This window comes from Sphingomonas sp. 4RDLI-65 (genome assembly GCF_049472435.1).
GTDB lineage: Bacteria > Pseudomonadota > Alphaproteobacteria > Sphingomonadales > Sphingomonadaceae > Sphingomonas.
The window spans coordinates 985593-1008543 of sequence record NZ_JBCEBT010000001.1; the positions used below are offsets into that span (position 1 = coordinate 985593).

Below are 22951 nucleotides of genomic sequence, written 5' to 3' on the forward strand. Positions count from 1 at the left end.
CCTGCCCAGTGATCCCGGGCTAGACGGGGAGCGTATCGTCACTCGGCGGCTTGCGCCAGCGGGGCCGGGTCCTTCCAGACCAGTACCGGTTTGCGCGCCGCAAGCGTCTCGTCGAGGCGCGCGCGGGGGGCGAAATGCGGCGCGGTCTTGAGGCTTGGGTCGCCGGCCTTGGCGCGTTCGGCGACCGAGCGGAGCGCGGCGATGAACTGGTCGAGCGCCGCCTTCGATTCGGTTTCGGTCGGTTCGACCAGCATCGCGCCGTGGACGACGAGCGGGAAATACATCGTCATCGGGTGGAAGCCCTCGTCGATCAGGCCCTTGGCGATGTCGATCGTCGAGAAGCCGGTGGCGAGACCCGAGTCCGAGAACAGCGCCTCGTGCATGCACGGACCCGACGGGCCGAACGGTGCGTCGAGCGTGTCGTCGAGGCTGCGCAGGATGTAGTTCGCGTTCAGCACCGCGTCCTCGGACACCTGGCGCAGGCCGTCCGCGCCATGGCTGAGGATGTACGTCAGTGCGCGCGTGAACATGCCCATCTGGCCGTGGAACGCGACCATGCGGCCGAAGCTGCCAGCGTGGTGCTCGTCGGCGTTTTCTTCTTCGATCAGGACAAACGTGTCGCCCTGCTTCTCGACGAACGGGAGCGGCGCGTACGGGGTCAGAGCTGCCGAGAACACCACCGGGCCCGAGCCTGGGCCGCCGCCGCCATGCGGCGTCGAGAAGGTCTTGTGCAGGTTGATGTGCATCGCGTCGATGCCGAGATCGCCCGGCCGGACGCGGCCGACGATCGCGTTGAAGTTCGCGCCGTCGCAATAGACGAAGCCGCCCGCCGCATGCACCGCGTCGGAGATCTCGCGCATGTCGCGCTCGAACAGGCCGCACGTGTTGGGGTTGGTGATCATCACGCCGGCGACGTCGGGGCCGAGCCGGGCCTTCAACGCGGCGGTGTCGACGCGGCCTTCGGCGGTGGCGGGGATGTCCTCGACGCTATAGCCCGCGAAGGCTGCGGTGGCGGGGTTGGTGCCGTGCGCGCTCTCGGGGACGAGGATGATTTTCCGCGCGCCTTCGCCCTTGGCTTCGAGTGCGGCGCGGATCGCGAGGATACCGCAGAGCTCGCCGTGTGCGCCCGCCTTTGGGCTCATCGCGACGGAGGTCATGCCGGTGAGCGTGACGAGCCAGTGCGCGAGTTGGTGGATGACTTCGAGTGCGCCCTGCACCGTGTCGACTGGCTGGAGCGGGTGGACGTCGGAGAACCCGGGGAGCCGCGCCATCTTCTCGTTGAGGCGCGGGTTGTGCTTCATCGTGCAACTGCCGAGCGGGAAGAAGCCGAGGTCGATGCCGTAGTTCTGGCGCGAGAGGCGCGTGTAGTGGCGGACTGTTTCTGGCTCGGAGAGACCGGGGAGGCCGATTGGTGCGGTGCGCGACAACGAACCAAGCTTGTTTCCCCGCGAAGGCGGGGACCCAGTCTGGGCACCCGCCTTCGCGGGTGAACAAAAATCTACGCCGGTGGTGTGGGTGTCGCCGATCTCGAAGATCAGGGCTTCTTCCAGCATCAGCGCCTTGTTGCCGGTTACCGATGCTGGGACGTTCCCCGTGTTCGCCTCGGGCGAAGTCGGGCGCCAGCCGCTCTGGTTGATGCTCATGCCAGTATCTCCCCAACCATTCCGTTCGTCTCGAGTAGGCATCGAGCTTGTCGAAATGCTGTATCGAGAGACATGTACCTCGATACGAGCCCTCGACAGGCTCGGTCTCTACTCGGCACGAACGGGGTAAAACGATCGCTCATGCCAGTATCTCCTGGAGTGCGGACGCAAGCGTTTCGACGTCCTCCGCGGTGGTCGTTTCCGTCACGGCGACGACGAGGCCGTTCGCGAGTGCGTCCTGGCCTGGGTAAAGCCGCCCGAGCGAAACGCCGGCGAGGATGCCGCGGTCGGCGAGCGTGCGGACGACGGGGCGGGCTTCGGTCGGGAGCTTCAGCGTGAACTCGTTGAAGAAGCTGTCGTTGACGAGCTCGACGCCGGGAATCTGCGACAGGCGTTCGGCCGCAATCACGGCACCCGCGTGGTTCACCTCGGCCAATTGGCGCAGGCCGGCTTCGCCTAGCAGCGTCATGTGGATCGAGAACGCCAGCGCGCAGAGGCCGGAGTTGGTGCAGATGTTCGACGTCGCCTTTTCGCGGCGGATATGCTGCTCGCGCGTCGACAGCGTCAGCACGAAACCACGGCGGCCGTCCGCGTCGACGGTCTCGCCGCAAAGGCGGCCGGGCATCTGGCGGACGTATTTGTCCTTGCAGCCGAACAGGCCGACATACGGCCCGCCGAACTGGAGGCCGACGCCGAGCGACTGGCCTTCGCCGACGACGATGTCCGCGTCCATCTCGCCGGGCGACGCGATCGCGCCGAGCGCGACCGGCTCGGTGACGACCGCGATCAGCAGCACCTTCTTCGCGTGGCACGCATCCGCGAGCGGGCGCAGATCGGCGATGCGACCCAGGATGTCGGGATATTGGACGACGACGCACGACGTATCGTCGTCGATCTTGGCGATCAGCTGGTCGAGGTCCATATCGGCGGCCAGTTCGGGCGCGGCGGTGTCGAGCACGTCGCCGGTGAACTTGGCCATCGTCTTCGAGACCGAGACGTAATGCGGGTGGAGGCCCGACGACAGGATCGCCTTGCCGCGTTTAGTGATGCGGCGCGCCATCACGATCGCCTCCCAGCACGCGGTCGAGCCATCGTACATCGAGGCGTTGGCGACGTCGGTGCCGAGCAGCCGCGCGACCTGCGTCTGGAACTCGAACAGCATCTGTAGCGTGCCCTGCGCGATTTCCGGCTGGTACGGCGTGTAGGCGGTGAGGAACTCGCCGCGCTGGATCAGGTGGTCGACCGATGCGGGGACGTGGTGCTTGTACGCGCCGCAGCCGAGGAAGAATGGCGCTTCGCCGGCGGTGAGGTTCTTTTTCGCAAGCGCGGACATGTGGCGTTCGACCGCCATTTCGGAGGCGTGCATCGGCAGGTCGCGGACCGGGCCGTCGAGACGGGCGGCTTCGGGCACGTCGACGAAGAGGTCGTCGATGGTCGCGGCGCCGATGACGGAAAGCATCGCCTCGCGGTCGGGCTGGGTCAGGGGAAGGTAGCGCATCGGCATCGACTCCCCCCTCCCGCATGCGGGAGGGGTCGGGGGTGGGCGCCCGGCCTGTTGCGGGCGGAACGTCTGGAGGTGAGCGCGTGCCCACCCCCTGCCCCCTCCCGCTAGCGGGAGGGGGTTCTAGGTTTACAGCCCTTCGACGAACGTCGCGTAGGCGGCTTCGTCCATCAGGCTGTCGAGTTCGCTCGGATCGCTGAGCGTGAGCTTGAAGAACCAGCCGGCGGCTTCGGCGTCCGAGTTCACCAGGCTGGAGTCATCGGTGAGCGCAGCATTGCCCTCGGTAACCGTGCCCGAAACCGGCGAATAGACGTCGGACGCGGCCTTGACCGACTCGACGACGGCGGCTTCGTCGCCCCTCGACAAGGTCTTGCCGGCTTCGGGGACGTCGACGAACACGACGTCGCCAAGCTGGCTCTGCGCGTATTCCGAAATACCGACGGTGCCGATGTCACCGTCGACGTCGACCCATTCGTGATCCTGCGTGAAGTAACGGCTCATATCACTTGGCTCCTGCGCGGACGTAGCGGTGGGGAATGAAGGGCATCGCGGTGACGGTGGCGGTGTGGACCTTGCCGCGTTGCGCGATTTCGATGCGGGTGCCGGGCGTCGACAGCGCGAGCGGCACATAGGCCATCGCGATCGGCTTCCCGAGCGTGGGTGCGAAACCCCCGCTCGTAAGGCGACCGATCGTCGCGCCGGTATCGTCGATCACTTCGGCGCCTTCGCGGGCGGGCTGGCGACCCTCGACGATCAGGCCGACTCGCTTGGTGGCGGGGCCATGTTCGCGCTGGGTGAGGATGCGCTCGGCGCCGGGGAAGTCAGCGGCCTCGCGGCGGCGCTTCGACAGCGCGAAGCCGAGATCGGCCATGACCGGCGTGATCTCGGGATCGAGGTCGTGACCGTAGAGCGGCAGGCCTGCTTCGAGACGCAGCGAATCGCGCGCGCCGAGGCCGATCGGCTTGATCTCTGCGAGCGCCAGCAGCGCGTCGGCGAACGCGACGGCGTATTCGGCGGGGAGCGAAATCTCGACGCCGTCCTCGCCGGTATAGCCCGAGCGGCTGATCCAGAGCGGCACATCGTTCCAGTGGAACGCGCCGGCGGTCATGAACACGAGGCTGTCGATACCGGGGACAATCCGCGTAACCGCCTCGACCGCTTTCGGACCCTGCACTGCGAGCAGCGCCTGGTCTTCGAGGATGTTGATCGTGACGTCGTCGGGCAGATGCTCGATCAGGTAGCTGATGTCGTCATACTTGGTCGCGCCGTTGACCACGACGTAGAAGCTGCCGCTTGCGGTCGGCGACGGGTGGAGCGGGTCGTACGCCTCGGGCTCGACGTCCTGCGCGGAGAAGGGCGATGGCTGATCGTCGGGCAGGCGCGTGGCCATCAGGTCGTCGAGGATGCCGCCGTCCTGTGCGAGCAGCAGCGAATAGCGCATCTTGCCTTCTGCGAGCCCGGCGATGTCGCCCGGCAGGACGGTTTCGAGCGCGTGCGCGACGCCTTCGCCGGAGAAGACGAGCTGGCCCATGTGGCTGACGTCGAAGAGGCCCGCCGAGTCGCGCGTCCAGGCGTGTTCGGCCATGATGCCTTCATACTGGATCGGCATCTCGTAGCCGGCGAACTCGACCATCCGCGCGCCCTGCGCCCGGTGCCACGCGTCGAGCGGCAAGGGCAGGATCTCGGGCTCGACGTAATCGTCCGCCTGGTCGATGATGCTGGCGTAATCGCGCAGGTCTGGGTCGCTCATGCTCGTCTCCGTCGAAGGGGCGCGCGGCACCCGGTGGTGCTGCGATCCGAACCCCCTCTGTCACGGGACCTGAGAGCTTTCGCGCGAACAATGTCCAGCGCTTACCCCTTCGGTGGCCCTCGGCGCGAGGCCAGGACGCTTTCCAGAGTGTCGATCAGCCTCGCGCGGTCTCTGGTGCCTGAGAGATTCCGGGGTGGTTGCTCCTTCGGCGGTTCCATCAGCCCTGAAAGGACCGGAAACGCTCTCCCGCGCGGTGCCATGCCGGTTGCCCGACATCGACGCCGCGAGTTGTGACGCGGCGCACAATCTTAGTCAATCGAGGGTTTGGGATTCGAGGAGAAAACGCTCGCTCGACCTGAGAAGAAAGCACCACCCCGGCGAAGGCCGGGGCCCAGTTGGCAAGGTGCCCGTAACAGCGGACCATCCGTCGTTACTACCGTTCCCCAACTGGGCCCCGGCCTTCGCCGGGGTGGCGGACTTATCTCAAGGTATACGACCCGACAGTAAGCTGACCGCTATTCGACCGTCACGCTCTTCGCGAGGTTACGCGGCTGATCGACATCCGTGCCCTTGAGCACCGCCACGTGATACGCGAGCAACTGCACCGGCACCGCATACACGAGCGGCGCGATCAGCGGGTGGACCTTGGGCATGGTGATCGTCGCCATGCAGCCTTCGCCGGCCGCCTGGATGCCGTCGTAATCGGAGATCAGCACGACCTTTCCGCCGCGCGCCATGACTTCCTGCATGTTGCTCACGGTCTTGTCGAACAGTGGCCCCGACGGCGCGATGACGATGACCGGGACATGCTCGTCGATCAGCGCGATCGGGCCGTGCTTCATCTCGCCGGCGGCATAGCCCTCGGCATGGATATAGCTGATTTCCTTCAGCTTCAGCGCGCCCTCGAGCGCTAGCGGATAGTCCGTCCCGCGGCCGAGATACAGTACGTCGCGCGCGCCGGCGATGTTGTGTGCCATCGCCTCGATCGCCTCGTCATACGCGAGCGCGCCGTTTAGCGCTGCGGGAGCCTCCGACAGGTGCCGGACGATCTCGCGCTCCTGGTCTTTCGTCAGCAACCCCTTTGCGCGTGCCAGGTTTGCGGCGAGCGCGGCGAGCACGGCGAGCTGGCAGGTGAACGCCTTGGTCGAGGCCACGCCGATCTCCGGGCCCGCATGCGTCGGCAGCAACAGGTCCGCCTCGCGCGCCATCGAACTGGTCGGCACGTTGACGACGACCGCGATCTTCTGGCCCTCGGCCTTCGCATGGCGCAGCGCGGCCAGCGTGTCCGCGGTCTCGCCCGACTGCGAGATGAACAGCGCGAGGCCGCCATCCTCCATCACCGGCGCGCGGTAGCGGAATTCGGAGGCAACATCGAGGTCGACCGGCACGCGCGCGAACTGCTCGAACCAGTATTTGGCGACCATGCCGGCGTAGAAGCTCGTCCCGCACGCGACGATCGTAACACGCTTGATCGTCGACAGGTCGAACTCCGGAATCGGCAGCGAAACCTCGCCTTCCATCCGCTTGAGGTACGAGCGCAAAGTTTGGGCGACGACGATCGGCTGCTCGTAGATTTCCTTCAACATGTAATGCCGATGGTTGCCCTTCGAGATCACCTCGCCGGTGATCCCGGACAGCGTGATCGCGCGCTCGACGGGATTGTTATCGCGGTCATAGACCTGCGCGCCGTCGCGCGTGAGCACGACCCAGTCACCCTCGTCGAGATACGCGATCCGCTGCGTCAGCGGCGCGAGCGCGAGCGCGTCCGAGCCGAGATACATCTCGCCGTCGCCGTGCCCGACGACCAGCGGCGAGCCGAGGCGCGCGCCGATCAGCAAGTCGGGATGCTGGCGGAACAGGATCGCGAGCGCGAACGCACCGTGCAGCCGTGGCAGCACGTCGCGGACCGCCGATACCGGATCCATCCCCGCCTCGACCTTCTCGCTGACCAGATGCGCGACGACTTCGGTATCGGTCTCGCTCGTGAAAGTCCGACCGCGCGCGATCAGTTCGTCGCGCAGCGGCTTGAAGTTCTCGATGATGCCGTTGTGAACGACCGCGACTTCGCCCGTCGCATGCGGATGCGCGTTGTTGGTGGTCGGGCCGCCGTGCGTCGCCCAGCGGGTATGGGCGATCCCGGTCTTGCCGGGCAGCGGATGCGCCGCGAGTTCGTTCGCCAGATTGACCAGCTTGCCCGACGCACGCCGCCGTTCGATCGCGCCATCGTGATCGGTGGCGATACCGGCCGAATCATAACCGCGATATTCGAGCCGCTTCAGCCCGTCGAGCAACCGGCCCGCAACGTCTTCGCCGCTCAGAATTCCAACGATGCCACACATAGCGTCTGTCCGTTCGTTCAGTCGACCGAGAGGAGCTGTTCGCCCCGCTCGATGACGACATGGGTCTGGTAATAATATTTGCCGGTCGGGCGGCCGTCGGAGGTAAAATCGATCCGCACGCGGCGCGCTTCGCCATCGACATGGATCGTCCGACCCTGCAGCGCGGTTTCGGCGGGCGCGCCAAGCTGGGTTTCGAGCTGCGCCTGCGCGATCGGCCGGACTTCGAGCGAGAGGTTGCGCGGATCGCGATAATCGCTTTCCGAATTGAGGTAGAGGCTTGAGCCCTGCCGACCCGACGCGCGTACCGTCATCACGAACACGCCAGGATAGGCGCCAGGGGCGAGACCGGCGGCACGCTCGATCGCGACCATCGGCGAAATCGCATCGCGCGACACCTGCGGCGTAGCGCATCCCGCCAGTACCACGGCTCCAACAACGATCAGGGATTTCATGCGCGCTTCCTCGCCAGCATTCTTTCACGGAAGCGCTTGGCCCAACCGGGTTTGGCGACCTGCGGGGGGCGGACCAGGGCCAGAGCATCGGCATCGACGTCCTGAGTCACCACGGATCCGGCAGCGACGATCGCGCCGGCGCCGATCGTGACGGGCGCGACCAGCGCCGAATTCGAGCCGATGAACGCCCCCTCGCCGACGACCGTGCGGTATTTGAAATAGCCGTCGTAATTGCACGTGATCGTGCCCGCGCCGATGTTTGCGCCCGCGCCGATATCCGCGTCGCCGATGTAGGTCAGATGGCTGACCTTCGCGCCCTCGCCGATCACGGCTTTCTTGACCTCGACGAAGTTGCCGACCTTGGCGTGCGAGCGGAGGTCCGCGCCGGGGCGGAGGCGCGCGAAAGGCCCGACATCGGCGCCCTTGCCCACGCTCGCGCCCTCGATGTGGCTGAACGCGTGGATCGTCGCGCCGTCTTCGATACACGCGCCGGGGCCGAATACGACGTTGGGCTCGATCACCACGTCGCGACCCAGCACCGTGTCGTGCGCGAACCAGACCGTGTCTGGGGCGATCAGCGTGACGCCGTCGGCCATCGCCCGCGCTCGACGCTCCGCCTGCCAGGCGGCTTCGACGCCGGCGAGTTCGCCGCGGCTGTTGACGCCGGCCACTTCGTCCGCGGCCGTCTCGATCACCGCCGACGACCGGCCTGCCGCGCCCGCTAGCCCGACGATATCGGTAAGGTAATATTCGCCCGCCGCATTGTCGTTGCCGAGCCGGTCGAGCAGCGCGAACAGGTCGGTTGCGCGCACTGCCATCAGCCCCGAGTTGCAGAGCGTCACCGCGCGTTCCGCTTCCGACGCGTCCTTATACTCGACGATCCGGTCCATCCGCCCCGCAGCATCGGCGATCACGCGGCCGTAAGCGCCGGGCTCGGCCGGACGGAAGCCGAGCACGACGACCGCAGGCGTATCCTCGCCGTGCAGCCGGTCGATCATCCGCTGCATCGTTTCTGCGGTGACCAGCGGCACGTCGCCGTAGAGGATCAGCACGTCGCCCTCGAACCCTGCAAGCGCCGCGCGCGCCTGCGCGACCGCATGGCCGGTACCGAGCTGCTCCGCCTGAAGCGCGGTGACGATACCCAGCGGTGCGACCGCGGCCTCGACCTGCTCGCGCCCTGCGCCCGTCACGACCACCGTCTTGGCCGGACGCAGCACGGCCGCGCTCGCGACCAGATGCAGCAGCATCGGCCGCCCCGCGATCGGGTGAAGCACCTTGTGCAGGTCCGACTTCATCCGCGTGCCCTTGCCCGCGGCGAGGATCACGACGGCGATAGAGTGTACGGGCGGGCGGGCGAGCGAATGCGCCGGAATCGGTTGGTCGTCGGAATGCGTCGTCATGGAAGGATCGCTGCCACGAAAGCCTTGCCAATTCCATAGCGTCGCTGGCAGGCCCCTTCGCAATGACGCATTTTTCATTCGATATGGTCGGGTTCGACCTCGACGGCACGCTGCTCGACACCAGTGGGGATCTTGCCGCGGCGGTCAACCACGCGCTCGTTTCGGTCGATCGCCCGCCGCTCACCGTCGAGCAGGTCAAGCCGATGATCGGCGGCGGGGCCCGGCATATGCTGAAACAGGGCCTGACCGCGACCGGCGGCTATGACGAGGCGATGCTCGACACGCTGCATGCCAAGCTGCTTGCCTATTACGAGGCGAATATCTGCGTGCTGACCAAGCCCTATCCCGGCGCGATCGAGGCACTCGATGCATTGGCAACGAAGGGCGTCACGCTCGGCATCGTCACCAACAAGATCGAGCGGTTCGCGCGGATCGTGCTCGGCGAACTGGGGCTGACCGACCGGTTCGCCTGCATCCTCGGCGGCGATACGCTGGCGGAATCCAAACCCTCGCCGATGCCGATCCGCGAGATGGTGAAGATGTGCGGCGGCGGTCGCGCCGCGTTCGTCGGCGATTCGATCTTCGACATCCAGGCGGCGCAGGCGGCAGGGTTGCCGGCAATCGCGTGCAGCTTCGGCTTCCTGATGCAGCCGGTCGCGGAACTTGGCGCGGAGGCCGTGATCGACGGCTTCCCGGAGTTGATCCCGACGCTCGAAAGGCTCGGCGCATGAACCGGACCGTTCTCACCCGCGTCGCGCTGGTCCTGGCGGTGGTGTTCGCGGTGACGATGGCGTTGCTGCCGAAGCCACCGCACATGCCGATCGACCAGTTCGGCGACAAGTTCGGGCACATGCTTGCGTTCGCGACGATGGCGCTGCTGGCGGCACTGTCCTATCCGACCGCGCGACTGTTTCGGATCGGCGAGCGGCTGTCGTTCCTTGGCGCGATGATCGAGGTGTTGCAGTCGATCCCGTCGCTGCACCGCGACTGCGATATCCACGACTGGATCGCGGATACGCTGGCGATCACTCTGGTGCTGGTGCTGGTATGGTTCGCACGACGAGGCCGCGGCGCGCGGTTGCCGTAAGGCGGCCCTCACACCTACCTCCTGAACTGGGGAGCGAGAAGGTCAGCCCTTGCGCCACTTGGTCCAGAGATGCCGGGCAAGCATCGCCGGCGGCATACGCAGCCAGTGCGAGCGGACGTAAAATGCGAACCGCGTGACCGGACGGGTCGGCCGACCCCAGCCGTCGCGCGCGGTGAGCCGGCGGATGTAGAGGCGGTCGATGCCGCGCGCCTCGGTCTCGCCAAACAGCGCATCGACCAGCCGCAGCGAGCGCGCCACCTCATGGTGCAGACCATGCCGTTGCGCTTCCCCGTCGAGGCCGTCGATGCCGAACTCCTCGACCAGGCAGCGGATATCCCACAGGTTGCGCATCCCCCCCGCCAAGTCGCCATCCGCGAACAGATGCGCGGCGGCGTGGACGATCATTCCGTTCGGCGACAGCGTACGCAGCCCGTTTTCCAACGCCACGCTGTCCGCAATCAGCGCATCCGCGTCCGGCGTTATCCGCGCGGTCAGCGGCAGGATGGTGTGGTGGACGTCGATCATCCGGTCACGCTCGCGGTGGATCAGCGGCGGCAGTTCGTGCATCCAGCGGCGATAATAGACGTCGTCATACGGGTCCGGCTTCACCCATTCCCAGCCCGCGGCAAGCAGCGCCGCCTCGACCGTATCGAGCGCGCAGCGTGGCACCAGGATGTCGAGATCGCCGATCGATCGCCCCTGCCCCGCCGACAGCCCGGCCGCGACGAATGCGGTGCCCTTCAACACCACGACCGGACCGTCGATCGCGGCCAGCGCCCGCCGCGCCATCTCCGCTTCCCATAACGCAGCACGACGCCCGTGTTCGGCGGCGGCACGAGCATCGGCGAGGATCGCTCGTACCGCGCCCGGCATCGGCAGTCCGTCAAGCCGCAGCGCGAGCGTGCCGATCAATTGCTCCGCGCGCGCCATCGCCAGCAATGCCGTCCAGCCCTCCGCATCGAGCCCGACGACACCCGACGGATCGGCAAGCGCGCGGCCGAGCATGCGGGCGTCGGTCACACCGCGGCCAATAGCCGCGTCGGTCACACCGCGGCCAATAGCCGCATCGGTCACAACGCGGCCAATTGCCGCATCGGTCACAACGCGGCCCATAGCGCCTCCACCTGCGCGATCGCGCTCGCCCCATCGGGATAGTCGATCGCAACCAAAGGCACGTCCGCGATCAGCCCGGTCAGCGCGCGGAAACCCGCCTCGCCGAGCGCGACGTAATTGGTCGACGCCTGCGTCATCCTGATAAACGCCTCCGCAGGCGGGACCGATCGCGTCTCCGCTTCGAAGCCGTAGCGCGGGAACAACAGCAGCGCCGGCGTCGCGGGCACGTCCATCGCATCGATCGCTCGCGCGTCGGGGACCATGTGGCGAATGTCGCCCTTCGGCGTCGCGCGCATCAGCGGCCCCATTCGCGCGTCGGGCCATGCCGCCTCGGCCGCGGCGATCGCTTCGTTCTTCAGGCTTATCAGCCGCGGAAACGCATGGACCAGCCCGGTCGCGGGATCGAGCAGCGCGAACTCGTCGCCCATGAACCGCCAGCCCCGTGCCGCCAGCAGTGTCGCGAGCGTCGATTTCCCCGCGCCCGAGATGCCGGTCATCAACAGCGCGCGACCATCGCGTTCGACCGCGGAGGCGTGGAGCAGCAGATAACGGCGCGCACCGAGCGCCATCTGGAGGTTCATCGCCATCTCCGCCGCGAGCAGGCCCTGCCGCAACGGCAGCGGTGCCGCCTCGGGCAGCATATAGTCGCCGCCGATCTCGACCGAGGGGCGGAGTATCCGGCGCCACGGCCGGCGCGCGAACAGGCGGACGGTGAAGTCGGGCACGCCGTCCAAGGGCTTGGGATAGTCGCGGTACAGCGTTTCGAGCAGCGCGATCGGCGCGCGCCAGTCGGAGCCGATGCGGAAACCGACCGGGCCGATGCGGACGGCGAAGGCGTGCCTCATGTCCGCTCGACGAGCCCGGCGTCGACCAGTTCGTCGAGCCGCGCCGCCAGCGCAGCCCGGTCCGCATGCTCGAGATCATAGTCGCGCCCAAGCCGGTCGAGCAGCGCATCGAGCGAGAGGCCGCCTTCGCCCAGCGCCGCCAGGATCTGCGGCGCCGGCTCGGTCAGCAGGTGCGTGATCCCCGATGCGCGGTGATAGACCGCGGTGAACGCGTCGAGCGGCGCGATCAGCAGGCCATCCTCGCGGGGAGCGCAATAAAGGGCCTCGTGCACGGCCTCAGCCGCGCGGCATCTGCAACGATGCGAAGCAGGTGAAGCCGCCCTGGCCGCGCTGCAACCGGCGGATATAGTTGACGTAGGCGCGGCTGCGGTCGGAATCGGTGCCGGGCAGGTTGCTGCCATTGGCGATCGATCGCTTGATCTCCTCGCCCTTGAACGCGCGCGTCGCGGGCGGGAAAGCACCCTTGGTCCGCGCGGGCACGACCTTGCCGTCGGAATCGATATAGCTGCCCGCACGGCCGGAATCGGGAATCGGGATCTCGCAGTTCAGCACCGAGCCCACCGTCTGCGCGAGCGCCGGGCGAATCGACACCACCGCGCCCGCACCGACCGCGCCAAGCGCAAGCACGCGGCGACGCGTTGGCACTGCGCTGTGCGGATCGGCGTCCGGATCAGCGTCCGGCATCGGGTCCTGATCGGCTCGGTTGTCGTCGCTCATAGTGCCCCTGCTACACCGCAGCCCTTTCACAATCCTGAAGCCCTGACAATATAGCCCGGTTGACGATCGGCGCATCGTGCCGAACTAGGACGGACGTGCGCCGCGTTCACGCGCCCTGGAGATTAGAATGCTTTCCGGATTTGGCCTGCGTACCTTCTGGGCGATCGTCGTCGTCTGCGTCGCCGCGGTCGCGGTGTTCGCGATCACCCGCGACGTGCAGGGCGCGATCGTCGCGCTGGTCGGCGGGATCGCCGCCGCTCTGGTCGCCGCCGGGACGGGCGAGGAAGCGCCTGCCCTCGATTCCGGCGTTACGGCGAGCGTATCGATCCTCGACGACGTGCTCGATGCGATCGTCGCGCCGGTGCTGCTCGTGCAGAACGGACGCGTGACGCTCGCCAATGCCGCCGCGCGCACGCTGCTCGGCGCGCATATCCTCGGCGAGGATGCGCGAGTCGCGATCCGGCACCCGGCCGCCGCCGAGCGACTCGGCACGCCGGGACCGATCGATGGCGAGCGCCCGATCGAGCTGGTCGGGCTCGGCACGCGCGACCAGCGCTGGGAGATGCGGCTTGGCGAGGCGTCGGACGGCCAGCGCATCGTCCACCTGATCGACCAGACCGGCAATTACGCGGCCGAGCGGATGCGGATCGATTTCGTCGCCAACGCCAGCCACGAGTTGCGCACGCCGCTCGCCTCGATCCTCGGCTTCATCGAGACGCTGCGCGAAGAGGCGGGGGAGGATGCCGAGGTACGCGCGCGATTCCTCAAGGTGATGGACGACGAGGCGCGACGGATGCAGCGGCTGGTCGAGGACCTGATCTCGCTGAGCCGGATCGAGGCGGAGAAATTCCGGCTGCCCGACCAGGCCGTCGATCTCGCGCAACTGGTCAAGGATACGCACGAGGAACTGGCCGAGGCGGCGGGGGATCGCGGACATGATCTGGTCGCGACGATCGGCCCCGGCCCCGCCGCGGTGTCGGGCGACCGTGTCCAGCTGTCGCAGATGCTCCACAATCTGATCGGCAACGCGATGAAATACGGCCGTGCGGGAACGCCGGTCACCGTCGAGTTGAAGCGCGATCCCGCCGGCATGCTCCGGCTGTCGATTCGCGACGAGGGCGACGGCATCGCAGCCGTGCACATCCCGCGGCTGACCGAGCGCTTCTACCGCGCCGATGCCGGGCGCAGCCGGTCGCTCGGCGGGACCGGGCTGGGGCTGGCGATCGTCAAGCACATCGTCGAGCGGCATCGCGGGCGGCTCGACATCGCCAGCCAAGTCGGCGTCGGGACGACCGTCGTCGTCATCCTCCCGCCTGCCGCGATGTCGGCAAAAGCCGGTGTCATAAAAGGGTAACGCAAGTGTCACACAGGATCGCCTCAAGCGCCGCTATGGGCGGTGCATGACGGGAATTCTGGTGCAGCGGTTCGTTCTTCTAGGTGTGGCAGGCGCTCTGGCCGCGTGCGTCGATCAGGCGAACGGCGGCGGTGCGGGCTCGCGTGACCAGATCACCGCAGTCGGGTCTTCGACCGTCTATCCGTTCACGACCATCATCGCCGAGCAACTCGTGGCGAACGATCCCGATGCGAAGGCGCCGGTGATCGAATCGACCGGGACCGGGGCCGGCATGAAGCTGTTCTGTGCCGGGATCGGCGCCGGCCATCCCGATATCGAGGACGCCTCGCGGCGGATGAAGGCCAGCGAGTACGCCGCGTGCGCGAAGAACGGCGTGCGCGACGTGATCGAAATTCAGGTCGGGATCGACGGCATCGCCTTTGCGGAGGCGAAGAACGGCCCGAAGCTGCAGCTGACGCCGACCGATCTCTACAAGGCGCTGGCCGCCAATCCGGGCGGCAAGACGAACACCGCGCGGGTGTGGCGCGACGTGAACCCGGCGCTGCCCGCGGTGCCGATCCAGGTTTACGGCCCGCCCGCAACGAGCGGCACGCGCGATGCACTGGCCGAGCTGATCCTGACCAAGGGGTGCGAGGCGAGCGATCCGACCGCCAAGGCACTCGCGAAATCCGATCCCGAGGCGCACAAGGCGCTGTGTACGCGGGTGCGCGAGGACGGCGTGTATGTCGATGCGGGCGAGAACGACAATCTGATCGTCCAGAAGCTTCAGTCGAACCCGAATGCGATCGGCGTGTTCGGGTACAGCTATCTGGAGGAGAACAAGGACGACGTGAACGGGGTCTCGATCTCGGGCGTCGCGCCAACCTATGCGACGATCGCGGACAATGCGTATCCGGGGTCCCGGCCGCTGTATATCTATGTGAAGAAGGCGCATCTGACCGCGATTCCGGGGCTGCGGAACTTGCTGAAGCTGTATGCGGCGAACTGGGGCGCGAGTGGACCGTTGGTTAAGCGCGGGCTGATAGCGGCGCCGGCGGATATCCAGGCGCGCTCGGCGGCGATCATTGCCAACGAGACTGTGCTGGATCCGGCGGTGTTGAAGTGATGCGTTTGTTCTCCAGCCGTGCTCCTCACCTAGTTCCCCCCCCGACGCGGGGGAACGGAAGCGTTACGGTGATGGCCTCACACAGCAAGGCAACCACCCCGGCGAAGGCCGGGGCCCAATTGGGCAAAGCTCCCTTGGCAAATGCTGCGCGCGGTTACTTGAACCTTTCCAATTGGGCCCCGGCCTTCGCCGGGGTGGTGCACACCAGCGTGGTAGCACCGGGAGCATACCTCTGATGTCGGTCATCGCCCTCCTCGTCCTAGTCCTCGGTCTCGGCCTGATCGGCTGGCTCACCGCCCGCGTCCGCGCCACCCGCTTCCGCGCCGGCAGCACCGCGCGGTTCAGTTCGCTCCCGTCGCATCACGGCTGGTACGTCGCGCTATGGACCGCGATCCCGCCGCTCGTCTTCCTCGTGATCTGGTCGATGACCGCGCCCGCGCTCGTCACCGATGCCGTGCTCGCAACGCCGGCGGCAGTACAGCTCCCCCCGCCCGGCTTCGATCGCGCGTCGATCCTGTCCGAAGCACGCAGCCTCGCCGAGGGCCGCAGCTTCGGCGCATTCCACGCGCTCGCCCGCACGCTGGCACCGGCCTACGCCGCCGCGCAATCGCGCTACGACTGGATCGCGACCGCACTCGCCTTGCTGCTCGCCTTCGCCGGCGGCGCGTTCGCCTTCACCCGCGTGAAGCCCGGCTTCGGCGCGCGGACGCAGGTCGAGCGGGTCGTGATGCTGATGCTGCTCGGCGCGTCGTTGATCGCGATCCTGACCACGGTCGGTATCGTCGCCTCGCTGCTGTACGAATCCGCGCGGTTCTTCTCGGTCGTGCCGATCACCGACTTCCTGTTCGGCACGCACTGGAGCCCGCAGGTCATCGACGGCCGCGATCCGGGTGCGTCGCTCGGCGCGGTGCCGCTGTTCTGGGGGACGTTCTTCATCGGCGCGGTGATCGCGATGATCGTCGCGATTCCGTTCGGTTTGATGAGCGCGATCTACCTCACGCAATACGCCGCGCCGACGACCCGCAAATGGATGAAGCCGATCCTCGAGATGCTCGCGGGCGTGCCGACCGTCGTCTATGGTTATTTCGCCGCGCTGACCGTCGCGCCCGCGGTGCGCGATCTCGCGGTGTCGGTCGGGATCAGCTGGGCGTCGTCCGAAAGCGCACTCGCCGCCGGCCTCGTGATGGGGATCATGATCATCCCGTTCGTGTCATCGATGGCCGATGACTCGATCGCCGCGGTCCCCTCGTCGATGCGCGACGGCAGCCTGGCGATGGGCGCGACCTCGTCCGAGACGATCCGCCGCGTGCTGCTCCCGGCCGCTCTCCCCGGCGTCGTCGGTGGCGTGCTGCTCGCGGTCAGCCGCGCGATCGGCGAGACCATGATCGTCGTCATGGCGGCTTCGGGCGTCGCGACGCTGACTCTCAACCCGTTCGCCAGCACCACGACGGTCACCAAGCAGATCGTCGACCTGCTGACCGGCGAGGCCGAGTTCGACAGCCCCAAGACGCTTGCCGCGTTCGCGCTCGGCCTGACGCTGTTCGTCGTCACGCTCCTTCTCAACATCGTCGCGCTGCGCGTCGTCAAACGGTACCGCGAAGCCTATGAGTGACACGCTCGTACCCCAGATTCCCGTGAGTGCCGCCGAGCCGCCACGCCGCGTGCCGACCGACTGGACGACCCAGGCGATGCAATCGCGCATCCGCCGCCGCTACGCGTCCGAGCGCCGCTTCCGCTTCGCCGGGCTCGCCGCGGTGTGGCTGTCCGCCGCGTTCCTCGCCTATCTGCTGATCACGATGGTGATGCAGGGCGCGAGCGGCTTCGTCGAGACGCGCGTGTCGCTCCCGGTCGATCTCGCCGCCGCGAAACTGCCGATCGAGCCCGCCCGCCTCGTCGGACGCGGTGCCGATCTCGCGCTCGCAGGTGCGGGGCTGGAAGGCACTGTCGACCTCGCCGCCACCAAGGCGTTCGGCAAGGACGGCACCGACCTGCTCTCCGACGGCGCGTGGGCCGTGGTCCGCGATGCGATCAAGGCCGACCCGTCGCTGCTCCAGCGCAAGGCCATGTTCGAGGTCCCCGTCTCCAGCCCGATCGACGTCGCCGCCAAGGGTAACGGCACCCCCGAAGCCGAGGCGGTCGTCGCGCGACTGAAGGCAAGCGGCGCGCTTACGAGAGGCTTCAACGCCGGCTTCCTCACCTCAGCGGACTCCACCGATGCCACCCGCGTCGGCATCTGGGGCGCGTTCAAGGGATCGCTGCTGACGATGGTCGTCACGCTGCTGCTCGCCTTCCCGATCGGCGTGCTTTCGGCGCTGTATCTGGAAGAATATGCGCCGAAGAACCGCTGGACCGACCTGATCGAGGTGTCGATCAACAACCTCGCGGCGGTCCCCTCGATCATCTTCGGCCTGCTCGGGCTAGCCGTCTTCCTCGGCACGTTCGGCATGCCCCGCTCTGCACCGATCGTGGGCGGCCTGACACTCGCGCTGATGACGATGCCGGTTATCGTGATCGCCGGCCGCAACGCGATCAAGAGCGTACCGCCGTCGATCCGTGACGCCGCGCTCGGCATCGGCGCGTCGCCCGTTCAAGTGGTGTTCCATCACGTCCTGCCGCTCGCGCTGCCAGGCATCCTCACCGGCACGATCATTGGCATGGCGCGTGCGCTCGGCGAGACCGCGCCGTTGCTGATGATCGGCATGCGCGCATTCATCGCAGCCCCGCCGTCGGGCCTCAGCGATCCTGCGACCGTGCTGCCCGTCCAGATCTTCCTGTGGTCCGATCAGGTCAGCCGCGGCTTCGTCGAGAAGACGTCGGCGGCGATCATCGTCCTGCTCGTCTTCCTGCTCGCGATGAACGGCGTCGCGATCTACCTCCGCAACCGATTCGAGACCCGCTGGTGATGACCAAGAACCTGAAGATGACCGCGCGCAACGTCTCCGTCGCGTACGGCAGCAAGATCGCGATCAATGACGTCTCGATCGACGTCGACCAGGACGAGGTCGTCGCGTTCATCGGCCCGTCGGGCTGCGGCAAGTCGACGTTCTTGCGCACGCTCAACCGCATGAACGACACCGTCGCCAGCGCCCGTGTGACCGGCGAGATCAAGCTCGACGGCCAGGATATCTACTCGCCCGACATGGACGTGGTGCAGCTCCGTGCCCGCGTCGGCATGGTGTTCCAGAAGCCGAACCCGTTCCCGAAATCGATCTACGAGAACGTCGCCTACGGCCCGCGCATCCACGGTCTGGCGGGTGCCAAGGCCGATCTCGATCGGATCGTCGAGAAGTCGCTGCGCCGCGCCGGCCTGTGGGACGAGGTCAAGGATCGCCTGAGCGACAGCGGCACGGCATTGTCCGGCGGCCAGCAGCAGCGGCTCTGCATCGCCCGCGCGATCGCGGTCGATCCCGAGGTCATCCTGATGGACGAGCCGTGTTCGGCGCTCGATCCGATCGCGACCGCCAAGATCGAGGAGCTGATTCACGAACTGCGCGGCCGCTATGCGATGGTGATCGTCACGCACAACATGCAGCAGGCCGCGCGCGTCAGCCAGAAGACCGCGTTCTTCCACCTCGGCACGCTGGTCGAATACGGCAACACCTCGGACATCTTCACCAATCCCCGCGAAGAGCGGACCAAGGATTACATCACCGGCCGGTACGGCTGAGTGGGGGACCACGCATGAACACGCATACGGTCAAGGCCTTCGACAACGACATCGGCGAGCTCCGCGGGTTGATCTCGCAGATGGGCGGGCTCGCCGAGGACGCGATCGACAAGGCGATGCAGGCGCTGCAACGCAACGACCTCGCGCTCGCGGAACAGGTGCGCGTTGCCGACAAGCAGATCGACGTCATCGAAGCGGAGGTCGAGCGCCTCGCGGTGCGGATCATCGCGCTGCGCGCACCGATGGCGGTCGACCTGCGTGAGGTCGTCGCGGCGCTGAAGATCGCCGGCGTCGTCGAGCGGATCGGCGACTACGCCAAGAACATCGCCAAGCGCGTGCCCATGATCGAGAGCGAGCACCGCATCGAGCCGATCTCGATCCTGCCCGCAATGGGCCGGATGGCGAGCGAAATGGTCCACGACGTGCTCGACGCGTTCGCCGCGCGCGATGCGGAAGAAGCCGTCCGCGTGGTCGAAAGCGACGCCGCGCTCGACGATTTCTACGACAGCATCTTCCGCACGCTGGTGACCTACATGGTCGAGAATCCGAAGACGATCAGCCAGGTCGCGCATCTGCTGTTCGTCGCGAAGAATCTCGAGCGGATCGGCGATCACGCCACCAACGTCGCCGAGATGGTCTATTTCGCCGCCACCGGCACCCAGATGACCGACCGCGACCGCGGCGGTCTGCAGGAGTAATCGACATGGCCCGTGCACGGATGCTGCTCGTCGAGGACGACGCCGCGCTCGCCGAACTGCTGGTCTGGCATTTCAAGCGCGAGGATTTCGAGATCGCGCATACGCCCGATGGCGAGGAAGCCTTGCTGCTCGCCAAAGAGAAGGTGCCCGATATCGTCCTGCTTGACTGGATGGTCGAGGGGCTCTCGGGGATCGAGGTCTGTCGCCGTCTACGCCGCGCACCCGAGACGCAGAACGTGCCGATCATCATGCTGACCGCGCGTGGTGAGGAAGAGGATCGCGTCCGCGGACTCGAAACCGGTGCCGACGATTACGTGACGAAGCCCTTCTCCCCGCGCGAACTCGTCGCCCGCGTCGGCGCGGTCCTCCGCCGCGTCCGCCCTGCCCTTGCCGGCGAAGCGCTCAGCTATGCCGACATCGAGATGGACACGGTCGGCCACAAGGTCCGCCGCTCGGGCGAAGTCGTGTCACTCGGACCGACCGAGTTCCGGCTGCTCAAGCATTTCCTCGAGCATCCGGGCTGGGTGTTCTCGCGTGAACGCCTGCTCGACGCGGTGTGGGGACACGACTCGGATATCGAGAGCCGGACGGTCGACGTGCACATCCGGCGGCTGCGCAAGGCGATCAACGTCGGCGAGCGTCCCGACATCATCCGCACCGTCCGCTCGGCGGGCTATTCGCTCGATACGGGGGGCTGACGACCCTGTCCCGCGGTGGAGCGAATGGAATCGGATGCGAAACGAAGGACCCAAGCGCGACTTAGTGCGTTCAGACGTCGCGCTACCAAAATGGTGCACCCATTTAGGAGATTCCTATGAAGTCCATCCTTCTCGCCGCTGCCGCTCTTCTCGCGTCGCCCGTGATCGCCCAGACGACGCCGCCGGCAGACCCCGCCGCGCAGACCGCACCGGCCGATCCCGCCATGCAGACGGCACCCGCGGATCAGGCAGCCCCTGCCGACCCCGCAGCACCCGCTGACCCGGCAATGGCGGCACCCGCCGATCCGGCCGCAGCACCTGCCGCACCGATGGCGGCCCCTGCCCCGACCGGTGGCGTGACGTTCGGTCAGCCGACCGTGACCCCGCCGACGCCGGCACCCGCGGAGTATCCGGTATGCTCGAAGACGGTCAAGGACGGCTGCCGCAACCGCGGCGGCAAGTAAGCTACCAAGTAAGCTACGCAGCAAGCGGCAGGTGATCCTGCCGCTTGCCTAGCTGGCTTTACGTTCTAGGAAAGGCGCTCCAACTATAAGAGAGGAGCGCCTTTTCCATGTCTATAGGTTTTGAGGGCCGCGTCGCCATCGTCACCGGCGCCGGCGGCGGCCTGGGCCGCGAATATGCGCTCGAACTCGCCCGCCGCGGCGCGAAAGTGGTCGTCAACGATCTCGGTGGATCGCGCGACGGCACCGGCCATTCCGACGCCGCGCTGAAAGTCGTCGAGGAAATCGAGGCGGCCGGCGGCGAAGCGATGTCGAACGGCGGCAGCGTCACCGAATACGACCAGATGGTCGAAATGGTCGCCAAGGCTTCCGAGAAATGGGGCGGCGTCCACATCCTGATCAACAACGCCGGCGTGCTGCGCGACAAGAGCTTCGCCAAGATGGAGCCCGCCGACTTCAAGTTCGTCGTCGACGTCCACCTCAACGGCTCGGCCAACGCCACCAAGGCGGTGTGGGACACGATGCGCGCGCAGAATTACGGCCGCATCCTGATGACCGCATCCTCGACCGGGCTGTTCGGCAATTTCGGCCAGGCGAACTACGGCGCGGCCAAGCTCGGGCTCGCCGGCCTGACCAAGACGCTCGCGATCGAGGGCGCCAAGAACAACATCAAGGTCAACACGATCGCGCCGACCGCGGGGACGCGGATGACGCAGGACATCTTCCCCGAGGAGGCGTTCAAGGCCTTCTCCCCCGACAAGGTCGCCCCCGCCGCGGTGTTCCTCGTGTCGGAAGACGCGCCGACCAACATCATCGTCGGTGCTGGCGCCGGCGTGTTCCAGGCGGCGTATGTGACGCTGACTCAGGGCAAGCTGCTCACCGGCGACGATCTATCGGTCGAGGGCGTCGCTGCGCATTGGGACGCGATCATCGACCGTGCGGGTGAAATCGTCCCGCAATCCGGCTCGGAACAGTCGCTGAGTATCCTCAACAAGCTGCAGGGCCGCTGAGTAACCGCAATCCTCCCCCGCCAGGGGGAGGTGGCACCGAAGGTGACGGAGGGGGAGGACACGAAACCTGCGTGGTCGCTTACCTCCCCCTCCGTCTGGCAAGTGCCAGCCACCTCCCCCTGGCGGGGGAGGATCGGTGTCCCACCACAATCCAATCGATGGGGTAGCCCGGGGGCCCCGCCCTATTTTGCGTAGGGATCGTTTAGCGCGGCTAACCACCCGGCGGACGGTGCAATGCTGCGATACCCCGCCGGGCGGCGCGCTCTGGCCTCGGCGACGTCGATCGGCGCCTGGAACCTGAGCCCGGCGAGACCGCTCCGCACCCATACCACCTCGGCTACGACCTGCTCGATCCGCCCGATCGTCACCACGACGACGCTCCCGACGATCAGGTCGCCGGGCTGGGCGATGCAGATACCGGTTTCGGAGATGTTCGTGACGCGGTGTGGACTGCTTGCCGCGCGGCCGGCGCGAAACAGCTCTGTGCTGAGCATCACGCTGGTGCGCGTCGCGCGCGACAGGGGAACTGGGCTATCCATTTCGGCCGTTCGCTAAAGGTGGCAGACGAGTATGCCTTAAAAGCTGGCCCGACTTTCGCAACATAAGTTATAATTTCGATCAAGGTTTACGCCGCATGGCTCCGTCATCGGATTGGAGCGGCGGCGTTCTTGCTCGTCCGTACGCCGCTCCAACCCCGCGCCGTTACGCCTTGCTGCGGCATGCCGATCATCAGGTCCGTTCAGCGAGATCCGTCGTTCCGCAGCGGCGCGACCGCGTCCTTGCCGAACTTCATGATCATCTCGCCGATCTCGCGCGCCTGGGTCATGCTGCGCTGGCTCTGCTCGCGCAGATAGTCGCCCTGGATCTTCATCACCTGCGACAGGTCCTTGGCGTTCGCCGCCTCGCGCATCGCCGCAAAGGCCTCGCGCGTGTTCTGCTCGGCCTGGTCGATCATCGTCCGGCCGATCGTCGCGCCGCCCTCGGCGATCTTGCCGCTCGATTCCTTCATCGCCTCGCCTGCATCCTGGGCGGCACCCGCCATCCGGTCGGCTGCGGCCTTGGCGGCGTCGCCACCCTTGCCCATCGCGGTCTTTACATCGTCTGCCATGGT

Annotated in this window: 24 protein-coding genes and 2 riboswitches; of the genes, 11 read left to right on the plus strand and 13 right to left on the minus strand. The window is 67.0% G+C overall.

The window, feature by feature from the left end; all coding sequences use genetic code 11:
* Positions 1-38 precede the first annotated feature (38 nt).
* From gcvPB to glmU, 7 genes are all read right to left on the minus strand, one after another.
* Positions 39-1643 (minus strand): aminomethyl-transferring glycine dehydrogenase subunit GcvPB, encoded by a 1605-nt coding sequence (gcvPB, locus tag VH567_RS04355; protein WP_423323459.1) that lies wholly within the window; start codon positions 1641-1643, stop codon positions 39-41.
* A 139-nt stretch (positions 1644-1782) separates the two neighbouring features.
* Positions 1783-3141 carry an aminomethyl-transferring glycine dehydrogenase subunit GcvPA gene (gene gcvPA / locus VH567_RS04360; protein WP_423323461.1) on the minus strand — a complete coding sequence of 453 codons (1359 nt, stop codon included), beginning with the start codon at positions 3139-3141 and terminating at the stop codon, positions 1783-1785.
* A gap of 132 nt (positions 3142-3273) precedes the next feature.
* Positions 3274-3645 (minus strand): glycine cleavage system protein GcvH, encoded by a 372-nt coding sequence (gcvH, locus tag VH567_RS04365; protein ID WP_423323463.1) that lies wholly within the window; start codon positions 3643-3645, stop codon positions 3274-3276.
* Between the two features lies 1 nt (position 3646).
* Positions 3647-4894 (minus strand): glycine cleavage system aminomethyltransferase GcvT, encoded by a 1248-nt coding sequence (gcvT, locus tag VH567_RS04370; RefSeq protein ID WP_423323465.1) that lies wholly within the window; start codon positions 4892-4894, stop codon positions 3647-3649.
* 47 nt (positions 4895-4941) lie between these two features.
* Positions 4942-5049, minus strand: a riboswitch (glycine riboswitch).
* A riboswitch (glycine riboswitch) is annotated at positions 5050-5153 on the minus strand.
* Between the two features lie 256 nt (positions 5154-5409).
* On the minus strand, positions 5410-7233 hold the full coding sequence (gene glmS / locus VH567_RS04375; protein ID WP_423323467.1) for a glutamine--fructose-6-phosphate transaminase (isomerizing): 1824 nt from the start codon (positions 7231-7233) through the stop codon (positions 5410-5412).
* Positions 7234-7250: 17 nt separating this feature from the next.
* Positions 7251-7685 (minus strand): hypothetical protein, encoded by a 435-nt coding sequence (locus VH567_RS04380; RefSeq protein WP_423323469.1) that lies wholly within the window; start codon positions 7683-7685, stop codon positions 7251-7253.
* Positions 7682-8980, minus strand: a complete 1299-nt coding sequence (glmU, locus tag VH567_RS04385) for a bifunctional UDP-N-acetylglucosamine diphosphorylase/glucosamine-1-phosphate N-acetyltransferase GlmU (protein WP_423323726.1) — start codon at positions 8978-8980, stop codon at positions 7682-7684. Before glmU ends, VH567_RS04380 begins: the two co-directional genes overlap by 4 nt.
* A 167-nt stretch (positions 8981-9147) precedes the next feature.
* Here glmU and VH567_RS04390 point away from each other — a divergent pair, with 167 nt between their 5' ends.
* Both VH567_RS04390 and VH567_RS04395 read left to right on the plus strand, forming a co-directional pair.
* Positions 9148-9816: an HAD-IA family hydrolase gene (locus VH567_RS04390; RefSeq protein ID WP_423323471.1), complete on the plus strand. Its 669-nt coding sequence runs from the start codon at positions 9148-9150 to the stop codon at positions 9814-9816.
* Positions 9813-10172 carry a hypothetical protein gene (locus VH567_RS04395; RefSeq protein WP_423323473.1) on the plus strand — a complete coding sequence of 120 codons (360 nt, stop codon included), beginning with the start codon at positions 9813-9815 and terminating at the stop codon, positions 10170-10172. The genes VH567_RS04390 and VH567_RS04395 overlap by 4 nt, the downstream gene beginning before the upstream one ends.
* A 42-nt stretch (positions 10173-10214) precedes the next feature.
* On the opposite strand, the gene VH567_RS04400 is transcribed toward VH567_RS04395, so the two are convergent.
* The 4 genes from VH567_RS04400 to VH567_RS04415 all read right to left on the minus strand — a co-directional run bounded on the left by VH567_RS04400 (position 10215) and on the right by VH567_RS04415 (position 12847).
* Positions 10215-11177 (minus strand): nucleotidyltransferase domain-containing protein, encoded by a 963-nt coding sequence (locus VH567_RS04400; protein WP_423323728.1) that lies wholly within the window; start codon positions 11175-11177, stop codon positions 10215-10217.
* 92 nt (positions 11178-11269) lie between these two features.
* Positions 11270-12130, minus strand: a complete 861-nt coding sequence (locus tag VH567_RS04405) for an HprK-related kinase A (RefSeq protein ID WP_423323475.1) — start codon at positions 12128-12130, stop codon at positions 11270-11272.
* A complete protein-coding gene (locus VH567_RS04410; protein WP_423323477.1) occupies positions 12127-12402 on the minus strand; it encodes an HPr-rel-A system PqqD family peptide chaperone in 276 nt (91 codons plus the stop codon). The genes VH567_RS04405 and VH567_RS04410 overlap by 4 nt, the downstream gene beginning before the upstream one ends.
* Before the next feature lie 4 nt (positions 12403-12406).
* The gene (locus VH567_RS04415) at positions 12407-12847 is read right to left on the minus strand and encodes a hypothetical protein (RefSeq protein ID WP_423323479.1); all 441 of its coding nucleotides are present in this window, start codon (positions 12845-12847) and stop codon (positions 12407-12409) included.
* Positions 12848-12974: 127 nt separating this feature from the next.
* Here VH567_RS04415 and VH567_RS04420 point away from each other — a divergent pair, with 127 nt between their 5' ends.
* The 9 genes from VH567_RS04420 to VH567_RS04460 all read left to right on the plus strand — a co-directional run bounded on the left by VH567_RS04420 (position 12975) and on the right by VH567_RS04460 (position 21840).
* Positions 12975-14201 carry an ATP-binding protein gene (locus VH567_RS04420; protein ID WP_423323481.1) on the plus strand — a complete coding sequence of 409 codons (1227 nt, stop codon included), beginning with the start codon at positions 12975-12977 and terminating at the stop codon, positions 14199-14201.
* A 46-nt stretch (positions 14202-14247) separates the two neighbouring features.
* Positions 14248-15306, plus strand: a complete 1059-nt coding sequence (locus tag VH567_RS04425) for a substrate-binding domain-containing protein (protein WP_423323483.1) — start codon at positions 14248-14250, stop codon at positions 15304-15306.
* A 235-nt stretch (positions 15307-15541) separates the two neighbouring features.
* Positions 15542-16918 (plus strand): phosphate ABC transporter permease subunit PstC, encoded by a 1377-nt coding sequence (gene pstC, locus VH567_RS04430; RefSeq protein ID WP_423323485.1) that lies wholly within the window; start codon positions 15542-15544, stop codon positions 16916-16918.
* Positions 16911-18209, plus strand: a complete 1299-nt coding sequence (gene pstA, locus VH567_RS04435; protein WP_423323487.1) for a phosphate ABC transporter permease PstA — start codon at positions 16911-16913, stop codon at positions 18207-18209. Before pstC ends, pstA begins: the two co-directional genes overlap by 8 nt.
* Complete coding sequence (gene pstB, locus VH567_RS04440) at positions 18209-18973, plus strand: phosphate ABC transporter ATP-binding protein PstB (RefSeq protein WP_423323489.1); 765 nt, start codon at positions 18209-18211, stop codon at positions 18971-18973. The genes pstA and pstB overlap by 1 nt, the downstream gene beginning before the upstream one ends.
* 14 nt (positions 18974-18987) lie before the next feature.
* Positions 18988-19671: a phosphate signaling complex protein PhoU gene (phoU, locus tag VH567_RS04445; protein WP_423323491.1), complete on the plus strand. Its 684-nt coding sequence runs from the start codon at positions 18988-18990 to the stop codon at positions 19669-19671.
* Between the two features lie 5 nt (positions 19672-19676).
* On the plus strand, positions 19677-20369 hold the full coding sequence (gene phoB, locus VH567_RS04450; RefSeq protein ID WP_307086425.1) for a phosphate regulon transcriptional regulator PhoB: 693 nt from the start codon (positions 19677-19679) through the stop codon (positions 20367-20369).
* A gap of 116 nt (positions 20370-20485) precedes the next feature.
* Positions 20486-20833: a hypothetical protein gene (locus VH567_RS04455; RefSeq protein ID WP_187504877.1), complete on the plus strand. Its 348-nt coding sequence runs from the start codon at positions 20486-20488 to the stop codon at positions 20831-20833.
* Positions 20834-20940: 107 nt separating this feature from the next.
* Positions 20941-21840: an SDR family NAD(P)-dependent oxidoreductase gene (locus VH567_RS04460; RefSeq protein ID WP_423323494.1), complete on the plus strand. Its 900-nt coding sequence runs from the start codon at positions 20941-20943 to the stop codon at positions 21838-21840.
* 182 nt (positions 21841-22022) lie between these two features.
* Here VH567_RS04460 and VH567_RS04465 read toward each other — a convergent pair whose 3' ends face one another.
* Both VH567_RS04465 and VH567_RS04470 read right to left on the minus strand, forming a co-directional pair.
* Positions 22023-22379 (minus strand): PilZ domain-containing protein, encoded by a 357-nt coding sequence (locus VH567_RS04465; protein WP_423323496.1) that lies wholly within the window; start codon positions 22377-22379, stop codon positions 22023-22025.
* Between the two features lie 200 nt (positions 22380-22579).
* The gene (locus tag VH567_RS04470; RefSeq protein ID WP_423323498.1) at positions 22580-22948 is read right to left on the minus strand and encodes a phasin family protein; all 369 of its coding nucleotides are present in this window, start codon (positions 22946-22948) and stop codon (positions 22580-22582) included.
* Positions 22949-22951: the final 3 nt, after the last annotated feature.